Origin of the sequence: Mesorhizobium sp. LMG17149 (assembly GCF_024518695.1) — a bacterium.
Taxonomy (GTDB): domain Bacteria; phylum Pseudomonadota; class Alphaproteobacteria; order Rhizobiales; family Rhizobiaceae; genus Mesorhizobium.
The window spans coordinates 578,354-588,779 of record NZ_JANIFL010000004.1 but is presented as its reverse complement, the minus strand read 5'-3'; the positions used below and the strand labels follow the sequence as shown (position 1 = coordinate 588,779).

Sequence of the window (10,426 nt, the reverse complement as noted above, 5' to 3'; positions counted from 1 at the left end):
AACTCCTCGTCATTCTCAATGCAAAAGCACGCGATGCGCGCATGGAGTTCGCCAATGCAACTTGACACCACAGATAGTCGCTCATTGCCCTGCCGGGCATTTCTCCCCGTATAGTGACGGGGAGAAAGACGTTGTCGCCGAAGATTTCGCCAATCGCCAACGTTGCCGAATGGGCGCCGGGAGTGCGGCCATCTCCTTCTCCCCGTCACTATATGGGGAGAAGGTGCCGGCAGGCGGATGAGGGGCGGCGCCGACCGATTGTGATCCTCGTCGCCCGCTCAGTGCAGGCGGCCGCTCGCATGGGCCAGCATGGTGTAGACCTTGCCGGTGTCCGACGTCAGGTAGGTCTGCGCCATGATGTTGTCGCGGTCGTTGCGCGAGACATCCTTGAGCAGCTTCTCGAAATCGTCGCAGTAGCGGTCGACGGCGGCGCGGAACTCGGCCTCGGCCTGATACTTGCGACGAATCTCGTCGAACGTCTGCTGTCCCTTCAGCGTGTAGAGCCGCCGCGTGAACACGTCACGCTCGCCACGCCGGTAGCGGTTCCACAGCTCGATCGAAGCCTCGTGGTCGATGGCACGCGCGATATCGACGGAGAGCGAGTTCAGCGATTCCACGACATGCAGGGGCGAGCGCTGGGCGGGGGTAGCGCGCTGCGCTTCCACGGGGGCCGTAGGGGCTGCCGACCTGAGGTCCTCATCGTTCGATGCCGCGGTCAGCAGATCCCGCACCCAGCCGCCCTGGGGCGTGCGGGCGCTGGCATCGCCGCGCGGACGCGGTGCAGCCTCGGCAGGACGCTCAAGGTCGAGCGTGCCGCGCAATGCAGGGCCGCCCAAGGGCGCCTGAGGCGTGCGCAGATCCGGCTGCGGTGCCGGTGCGCGGCGCGGCGGCTCGGCAGCGCGTGCGGCCGGCGCTTGCGGCGCCGGGCGCAGGTTGCGTGGTTCTGATCCCTCACCGCCGCCGCGGCCGGATTTGGCCACGATGTCCGAAAGCTCCTTTAGGGCGTTGATCTGCTCGGAAACGGCGCGGCGGATGGCCGAGGTCGATTCCTTTGCCTCTTCGGGCATTTCGATGACGCCCTTCTTGAGCTCGGCCCGGGTCAGGTCGAGTTCGCTCTTGATCGAGCCGGCGGTGCGCCGCATCTCCTCGGTGGCATCGGCAAAGCGCTTGGTTGCCGAATCGACGACGTCGGTGATGGCGTTGCGGATCTTGTCGGCCGACTCCATCGTCTTGCCTTCAGCGTTCTGCAGCGTCTGGCCGACGAGATTTTCGAACGAGCGCATGACCCTTTCGAGATCTTCCGACTTCTTGACCAGGCCGACAGCGAGGTCTTCGAGCGACGATTGCCGTTCGAGCGTGTGTTCGAGATTGCTCTGGGCCGAGCTCAGCAGGTCCGAAGCGCTGGACAGCAGACGGCTGTGTTCGTCGAACTTGGTGGCGATCGACGCCACCTCGCGCAAGGTGGACGACGACAGTTCCGTCAGCCTCGTCGTGTTCGAATCGACCAGACGTGCCGAGCTGGCGAAGGTCTGCGCGGCTTTTTCCGTGGTGGCGGCGAAGCTTTGCGTGCTGCCGCTCAGCCGTTCATCGACCTGGCCGAGATTGACCGCGGCCTGGTCGATCAACTGACCGAGCTGCGAGCTGGACTTGGTCATGCGGCCGATGAGATCAGCGACGCTGTCGGACAGCGACGAGCGGGCGCCTTCGACCGCCGACAAGGTTTCGGCGGTGCGGCTGGCGAGCGCGTCGACAAGCGCGGCATTCTCGCTGCGCAGCTTCTCGGTGGCGCGTTCGGTGACCTCTTCCATGCTCTTTTGCAGTTCCGAGCCGCCCTGGGCGAAACGCTCGACCAAGGGCCGTGCGGTTTCGTCGAGGATCTTCGACATTTCGGCCGAACGTGCGGCAAGCATGGTGTTGAGTTCGCGGGTGTTGGCGCCGATCGTCTTGGCGGCATCGTTGGTGCTTTGGCCGATATGCTGGCCAACCGCGGTGAAGGTCTCGGCGATCACGTTGGCGCGCGAGACGAGTTGCGCCTCGGCATTCGACACCTGCTCGTTGAGCTTCTGGCCCATCGTCTCGGCTGTGAAGGCGAGGCGGTTCTCGACGCCTGAGACCTGCTCTTCGACACGGGCTGCCGCGGCCGCGGCACTCGACGCGAAACGCTCGTCCGCACCGGCAAGCGCCTGCTCGATTTCGCGGGCATGCACGGCCATTTCCTGGCCGGTCCGCCTTGCGCGTTCGGCAACCCGTTGCTCGGTATCGGCAAAGGCACCGACGATTGTCTCGGCATGCTCGCCGATCGTGGTGGTGCTGTTGGCGATGCGTGACACCAGACGCTGATCCGCATCATCGAAGATGCGGCCGATTTCCGAGGCACGGCTGGACAGCGCTTCCGAACCTTCGGCGATGCGCGAGACGAGCTGCTGGTCGGCGGCATCGAAGATGCGGCCAAGGTCCGACGCGCGTGCGGCAAGCGCTTCGGCCGATTCGCCGATGCGCATGCCGAGCCGCTGGTCGGCGCCTTCGAAGTTGCGCAGGATGTCGCCGGCGCGCGCGGCCAGCGACTGGGCCGTTTCGATGGCGCGGGCGACCAGCTTCTGGTCGGCGGCATCGAACGTGCCGGCAATCTCGCTTGCACGAGCTGCCAGATGGTCGGCGGTGTCCTGAGCCCGCGCGGTCAGCTGATCGGCGGTTTCCTGGGCGCGGGCGGCGAGCTTCTGGTCTGCCGCTTCGAAGGTACCGGCGATCTGATTTGCGCGAGCTGCGAGCTGATCGGCGGTTTCATGGACACGGGCCAGCAGCGAGCTGGACGTGTCGTCCGCACGGGCAAGCAAGGCGTTCGACGTATCTTCAGCACGGGCGTGCAGGCGACGGTCGGCCTCCTCGAAGGTGCGGGCGATGTCTTCGGCCCGCGTCAGCAGGGCGGCGGACGTCTGCTCGGCGCGCTCGGCGATCTTGCGGTCGGCGTCGCTGAAAGCGGCACCGGCCTGCTCGTGCAGGGTGCTGGTGACTTCCAGCACCTTTTCGCGCAGTGCGCCGGCGACAAACACGGCGCTCTTCTCGAGCACGGCGCGGACGTTGTCGACGCCTGTCGAGAGCGCGCGCTCCATGGTGCCGGCGCGCTCCTCGATGATGCCCGTCTGGCGGCTGAACGCCTGCTCGATTTTTTCGACATCTCCTGCAATCGCGGCAGAGATGTCCGAGCTTCTGGCGGCGATCTGGTCGATATGGCCCGACAGCGAGCGGTCGACGTCCTTGCGGGTCTCGGCGAGCTTGCCGAGATCGTCTTCCAGCGCGCGGGTCAGCATATTGCGGCCTTCGGACAGCTTGCCGACATGTCCGGCGATGACGTCGTCGATACCGCTGCGGCTTTCGGTCAGCTTCTGCAGGTCCGCTTCGAGGGCGCGTTTGAGAATGTCGCGGCCCTCGGCAAGTTTCTCGACCTGGCCGGCGACCAGACCGTCGATGCTGGAGCGGCTTTCGGCCAGCTTGGCAAGGTCGGCTTCCAGCGCGCGCCTGAGAACATCGCGGCCTTCGGCGAGCTTCTCGACCTGGCCGGCGACCAGGCCATCGATGCTGGAGCGGCTCTCGGCCAGCTTGGCGAGATCGTCCTCGAGCGCCTTCGACAGGGTCGAGCGCTCCTGGACAAGCCTTTCCGCGTGGCTACTGACGAGGCCGCCGACATTTTCGAGGTCGGCTTCAAGTGAGCGCGACAGGGTCGAACGATCCTGGGCGAGCCGTTCGGAATGGCTGTTAATCAGACCGCTGACGTTTTCGAGGTCGGCCTCAAGCGCTTTCGACAGCGTTGAACGATCCTGGACAAGCCTTTCGGAATGGCTGTTGACCAGGCCGTTGACGCTTTCGAGATCGGCCTCGAGTGCCCGGGCGAACTGTGCCCGGTCATCGACCAGCTTCTGCGACTGGTCGGCAATGGTGCCCTTGATCGCATTGAGGTCGGATTCCAGCGCGCGCCGCAGGATGTCGCGACCCTCGGAAAGCTTCTCGACCTGACCGGCAACCAGCCCGTCAATGCTGGAGCGGCTGTCGGCCAGCTTGGCGAGGTCGTCCTCAAGGGCCCTGGACAGGGCGGAGCGGTCTTGGACAAGCTTGTTCATGTGATCGGCGATGACGCTGTTCACATTCTGCAGGTCGGTTTCCAGGACCCGCGAAAGCTGCCCGCGATCCTCGGCCAGCTTTTCCGACTGGCTTGAGATAACGCCCTTGATCGTGTTCAGGTCGGATTCCAGCGCGCGCTTGAGAATGTCGCGGCCTTCCGCCAGCTTCTCGACCTGACCGGCGACCAGACCGTCGATGCTCGAGCGGCTCTCGGCCAGCTTGGCAAGGTCGGCTTCGAGCGTCTGCGACAGCAGGCTGCGGTCCTCGGCCAGCCGTCCCGAGTGGCTTTCGATCAGGCCGCGTATTCCGGACAGATCGCTGTCGAGCGAATGGGAAAGCTGCGTGCGGTCCTCCGCCAGTTTGGCGGAATGGGTTTCGATGAGGCTCTTGATGCCGACGATGTCGTTTTCCAACGCCTTGGCGAGCACGGCGCGGCCCTCGGCGATCTTTTCCACCTGACCGGCGACCAGACCGTCAATGTCGGCGCGGCTGTCGGACAGTTTGCCGAGGTCGGCTTCCAAGGCGCGCGACAGAATGTTGCGGCCCTCGGCGAGCTTGCCGACATGCCCTGCGACCATTTCATCAATGATCGTACGGGCTTGCACCAATTTCCCGGAGTCTTCGTTTAGGGCAGTGGAGAGCCTGTTGCGGCCTTCTTCTAGCCTTTCGAGATGACTGCCGAGCGATGCATCGATGGCCGCCCGCGATTCATTGACCTTGCGCAGATCCTCTTCGAGAGCGCGCGAGATCAGGCTGCGGCCTTCGGCCAGCTTCTGCACCTGGTTGGTCACCGCCGCATCGATGCCGGCGCGGCCCTCGGCGAACTTCGCCAGGTCGGTCTCCATGGCCGCGGCCATGCGCTCGCGGCTTTCGGACAGTTTCCTGCTGTGGTTCTCGACAGCTTCCTCGATGCCGACGCGGGCGTCGGCGAGCCGCTGGATGTCACTGTCGAACGAACGCGACACGACGTGACGGGCGGCTTCCATGCGCCCGGCGAAGTCGCTGGCGCGGGCTTCGAGCATGGAGGAGGTCGAGGTGACGATGTCGGCCATGTCGGCGCCGATCTGGGTCTTGCCCTGATCGATCATCGCCGACAGCGTGTCCTTGCTCTCGGCGAAGGCGTGCGCGATTTCACGGGCGCGCTCGACCAGCGTTTCGTTGATCTGGCGGGCGCGGGCCTCGAGTGCCGCATTGAGCTTCTGCGTTCCTGTGTCAAGCGCCTCGGCGCGGGTCTGGAACTCGCTGATCAGTGCCTGGCCGCGTTCGGCGAGCGTGCGCTCGATGCCGTTGAGGCTGGCCTCGAATTCGGAATTGAGGGTGCGTGCGGCGCCGCCAAGCAGCGACACCATACCGGTGGTGCGATCGTCGAGCAGATCGGTCAACGACCGCGTCAGGCCGTCCGTGGTGTCCGTCAGCTTGGCAATGCGGGTGTCGAGAAGGCTGGCGAAGGCCTCGCCCGAGGTCGACAGCCGGTCGGTGATCGAATCGAGCCGGCCTTCCACCGAATCGAAGATCGACATCGAGCTTTCGTTGATGCGGTCGATGAGCGTGTCGCCGGAATTGGTGATCGTCATCGACAATTTGGTCGATGCATTCAGGATCGAGTCGCGGATGATGTCGGAGGCGGCGCCGATCTCGTCCTTCAGCGTCTCATGCGCGCCGGTGATCGAGGCGCGAACGCGCTCGGCATGGGTGACGACGGCTTCGCGCTCGCTGCCGAGCCCGTCGACCAGTGAACGGATGCGGGATTCATTCTCGGAATAGGAGCGTTCGATCTGGTTGACTTCGCTGTGGACCAGCGTTTCCAGTTCGACGGCGCGGGCAAGCGTGCGTTCGATGCCTTCGCCCATGGCCGCGACCTCGCGACGAACGGCCTGGCCGATCATCATGACGCGATCCTGGGCAAGGTTTTCCGGCTCGGTCAGGCGGAAGGCCACTTCGGTCATCGACTGTGCGGCGATGCGCATTTCCTGGGCGCGGCGAATCATGGCGGCGAAGGCCCAGAACAGGATGACGGGCACGATGGCCGCGACCGCAAGGCCGATCAGTTCCGGACGGGCAAGGAACTGGTCGAGCGTACGGATTCTCCAGATGCTCGGTCCGAAAAGCAGATTGGCCAAACCACCGGCGCCGGCGAACCAGGCGAGCGAAACGAAGGCGACGACCCAGTAAATGGTGTTCGAGGCACGCCTGTTGAGGCTGTGCAGGAGCGTCTTGTAGTCCTTCTGGCGATCGTCATTGGCCGGCGCGAAACCTGCGGGCTGGGCGCCATTGCGCGATTCCACGGGGCGCAATTCGGCAGGCTTGGCCTTGGGCGCGGGTTTCGCGGCGTGGTTCTGATTCACCACGGGCTCCGGGTTCTGTTCCGGCCTATGATCGCGTCCCTCGCGCGCCAACTCGTCAGCCGCCTGGGATATCTGCGCTTCCAGATCCTCCATCGAAGCCGCGATGTCGAGGTCGCCGCTGCCGATCTCATTGCTGAGGTCGAGATCGAGCGCCTTTTCCAGTTCCCTGGCCACTTCGCTGTCGAGAGTTCTCGTCGTCGTTGGTTTCTTTGCCATGCCTTCGCTACCCTGTACTAGCTGCCGCGGGCTTATAATTCTGTTTGTCGTACCACGCGCAGGAGGCTGAAAATGGACCCCTCGTATCGTAATGACACAGGGGGGTAAAGAAAACATGCATTCCGCGGGATACGTAAAACTTTAAATATAAGGTTAACGGAACTGTGATTTGAGCGCCGCTTTGGCAACATTTTTTCCGGCCATTCATTAACCCGTTGTCCATTGGATTCGCCTAGGTTTTTGGGCGAATCGAAGAAACGGAGTTCGAGTTCATGCGTGGCGAAAGCGGCATTGCCTTCTCAATGCCCGGGGGCGACGTATCCGGACCAAGACGGTCACGCCCGGTCGATTTGGCACACCTTGCCCGCCAGACGATGGGTGACCGCGGCCTCGAGCAGGAGGTGCTGGCGCTGTTTGTACAGCAGGCGCTGTCGGTGCGCGACAGAATAGTCGACGCCGACATCAAGGACCGGCTTCTGCTCGCCCATGGATTGAAGGGTTCGGCGCGGGGCGTCGGCGCCTTTGCCATCGCCGACTGCGCCACCGAGATCGAGCACCGGCCGGAAGACGGCCAGACGCTCAAGCGGCTTGGCACGCTGATCGACGAAGTGCGCGATTTCATCGCCGCCATCAACCGCTGAATCCGCGCCGAACCCGATTTGCGGAAAAACGTCATCGGGTGGCGCTTTCATGCGGCAGTTGACTTGTCAGCCGGAGTGATTATCTCGGCTGGAACTCCCTTCAGGTGACAAATGACCAAGCTGACTTTCATTGCCCATGACGGCACGCATTTCGACATGGACGCCGAGAACGGCTCTACGGTCATGGAGAACGCGATCCGCAATGCCGTGCCCGGGATCGAGGCCGAATGCGGCGGTGCCTGCGCCTGTGCCACCTGTCACGTCTATGTCGACGAAGCCTGGACGGCCGAAGTCGGCGAGCCGGAAGCGATGGAAGAGGACATGCTGGACTTCGCCTACGACGTCCAGCCCAACTCGCGCCTGTCATGCCAGATCAAGGTCCGCGATGCGCTTGACGGCCTGGTCGTGCGAGTGCCCGCCCGCCAGGGATAGACGCGGTATCTTTGCCAACTGATTTTTCCCGCTGTGGCTTGGCAGCGGAGCGATGGTCATGCAGTGTCCTGCTGTGTAGCACTTTTATTTGCGCATGATCCTTTCCGAAAATCGATCCGATTTTCGGGGTCATGCGCGGCGAGGCACAGGCATGACCGACATCACCAGGACAGACGTGCTTATTGTCGGGGCAGGGCCGGTCGGCCTGTTTGCCGTGTTCGAGCTCGGCCTGTTCGACATGAAGTGCCACCTGATCGACATTCTCGATCGGCCGGGCGGCCAATGCGCGGAACTCTATCCGGAAAAGCCGATTTACGACATTCCAGGCTGGCCTTCGATCTCGGCGCAGGGGCTGGTCGACAAATTGCTCGAGCAGATCGCGCCGTTCAAGCCTGATTTCAGCTACAACCGAATGGTCTCCAGCCTGGAAAAACTGGAGGACGGCAGTTTTCGCGTCACCACCGACGAAAACGAGGTGTTCGAGGCCAAGGTGGTGGTGATTGCCGCCGGCGGCGGCTCTTTCCAGCCCAAGCGTCCGCCGATCCCCGGCATAGAGCCCTATGAAGGCAAGAGTGTCTTCTATTCGGTGCGCCGGATGGAGGATTTTCGCGGCCACGACCTCGTCATTGTCGGCGGCGGCGACTCGGCACTCGACTGGACGCTGAACCTGCAGCCGGTGGCAAAGAGCGTGACGCTGGTGCACCGGCGGCCCGAGTTCCGTGCCGCCCCCGACAGCGTCAACAAGATGTATGCCATGCAGGAGATGAAGCAGCTTGAATTCCAGGTCGGGCAGGTGACCGGATTGACCGGTGCCGACGGCCAACTGTCATCGGCCACCATCAAGGGACCGGATGGCGACGTCGAGGTGCCTTGCACGCGCATGCTGCCGTTCTTCGGCCTGACCATGAAGCTCGGACCGATCGCGGAGTGGGGTCTCAACCTTCACGAGAACCTTATTCCGGTCGATACCGAGAAGTTCCAGACATCGGTGCCCGGCATCTTCGCGGTCGGCGACATCAACTGGTATCCGGGCAAGCTGAAGCTGATCCTGTCGGGCTTCCACGAAGTGGCCCTGATGGCGCAGGCAGCCAAGCGCATCATCAGCCCCGGCGAGCGCATCGTTTTCCAGTACACGACCTCATCGACCAGCCTGCAGAAGAAGCTTGGCGTCTCCGGCTGAACTTTACTCGGCCAGTATCGGCGCCGCATTGTCGGCGTAACCGCGAAGCTCCTTTTCGGGCATCAGCGTCAGCGTGATCAGCCCCAGCAGCAATGTAGCGGCGGCGACGGCAAAGATCATCACGAACGGCTCGACCGTCGCGCTATGGCCAGCGATCCGCACGCCTTCACCGGCAAGCGGCAAGCCGTAGCCCAGAGCGACCGCGCCGAGCATCGCGACCCCAAGCGCACTGCCAAGCGAACGCAGGAATGTCAGCACGCCCGTCGCGACGCCCAGATGCACGCGATCGACGGCGTTCTGGACCGACACGGTGGTGACCGGAAACGTCGTTCCGGTTCCAAACCCGATGCAGATCGTCAAGACCTCCACCTCCAGCAGCGTTGCATATCCTGCGACGACGGCCAGCACGCAGAGGCACAGCATACTGAAGACGACGCCCACCATTGCAATGCGCTTGTAGTGGGTGAAATGCGGTATCATGCGCCCGCTGAATGCCGCGCCGCCGACGGTCCCCAGCAGAAGCCCAAGCATCGCGATGCCCGACTCTGCTGCCGACAGGCCGAGCACCGCCTGAAGATAGACGGGCAGGTACACAGCCATGCCGACGCTTGCGGCCTGAAGCAGGAACATCGAAAGCGTACCCGCCAGAACGATTGGATTGCCAAGCACTTCGAGTGAGATGAGCGGCTCGGCGGCTCGCGTAAGCCGCAAGGCAAAAGCGCCCCAGAAAATCGCCGAACCGCAGAGAACGCCGATGACTTCAAGCGAAATCCAGGGATAGGCACTGCCGCCCCAATTCAATGCGAGCAGCAGCAGGGCCGTGGCAACGATCAGAAGCAACGCGCCCAGGCCGTCGATGCGATGGCGCTTTGCGGCAACGGGCAGTTTCTTGAGCGGCTTGTTGATGATCGCCATCGCAAGAACACCAAGCGGAATGTTGATCCAGAAGATCAGCGACCAGTGCAGGTGCTCGGCGAACGTGCCGCCGAGCAACGGACCGGCAACGCTGGCGACCGCCCATGTGCCGGAGAACCAGGCGGCATAGCGTGCCCGCTCGCGCGGCGGCACGAGATCGCCGACGACGGTCTGCGTCAAAGCGAACAAGCCGCCGCCACCGGCGCCCTGGATCGCCCGCCCGACAACCAGCACAAACATGTTGGGAGCCATCGCACTGACCAGCGATCCCGCCAAAAAGATCAGGATCGCGGCATAGACGGTCGGCCGGCGGCCGTAGACGTCGGAAATCTTGCCGTAGAGCGGGGCCACGGCGGTAGCAGTCAGGAGATAACCGGTGACGATCCATGGCAGATAGTGTGCGTTTCCGAGCGCATGCCCAATGGTCGGCATGGCTGGCGCGACAATGGTCTGATCGAGTGCCGCCAACAGCATCGACAACAGCACGCCGCCGATGATGGCGTTCTTTTCGCTCTCTGTTATCGGCGTGCCGGTTTCCGCCATCGTTTTGTTATCGACAGCCTGGTCCATGATCGTTCATC

5 protein-coding genes are annotated in these 10,426 nt (G+C 63.4%); 3 read left to right on the top strand and 2 right to left on the bottom strand.

Annotated elements, in window-relative coordinates; genetic code table 11:
* Nucleotides 1-278 precede the first annotated feature (278 nt).
* Complete coding sequence (locus tag NP945_RS12110; protein WP_256746460.1) at nucleotides 279-6,677, bottom strand: kinesin; 6,399 nt, start codon at nucleotides 6,675-6,677, stop codon at nucleotides 279-281.
* A gap of 272 nt (nucleotides 6,678-6,949) precedes the next feature.
* On the opposite strand from NP945_RS12110, the gene NP945_RS12105 reads away from it, so the two are divergent.
* The 3 genes from NP945_RS12105 to NP945_RS12095 all read left to right on the top strand — a co-directional run bounded on the left by NP945_RS12105 (nucleotide 6,950) and on the right by NP945_RS12095 (nucleotide 8,930).
* Nucleotides 6,950-7,318 (top strand): Hpt domain-containing protein, encoded by a 369-nt coding sequence (locus tag NP945_RS12105; protein WP_027036756.1) that lies wholly within the window; start codon nucleotides 6,950-6,952, stop codon nucleotides 7,316-7,318.
* Between the two features lie 111 nt (nucleotides 7,319-7,429).
* A complete protein-coding gene (locus tag NP945_RS12100) occupies nucleotides 7,430-7,750 on the top strand; it encodes a 2Fe-2S iron-sulfur cluster-binding protein (protein ID WP_013531878.1) in 321 nt (106 codons plus the stop codon).
* Between the two features lie 151 nt (nucleotides 7,751-7,901).
* Nucleotides 7,902-8,930 carry an NAD(P)/FAD-dependent oxidoreductase gene (locus tag NP945_RS12095; protein ID WP_013531877.1) on the top strand — a complete coding sequence of 343 codons (1,029 nt, stop codon included), beginning with the start codon at nucleotides 7,902-7,904 and terminating at the stop codon, nucleotides 8,928-8,930.
* A 3-nt stretch (nucleotides 8,931-8,933) separates the two neighbouring features.
* On the opposite strand, the gene NP945_RS12090 is transcribed toward NP945_RS12095, so the two are convergent.
* Nucleotides 8,934-10,415, bottom strand: a complete 1,482-nt coding sequence (locus NP945_RS12090) for an MDR family MFS transporter (protein WP_256746459.1) — start codon at nucleotides 10,413-10,415, stop codon at nucleotides 8,934-8,936.
* Between the last annotated feature and the right edge of the window lie 11 nt (nucleotides 10,416-10,426).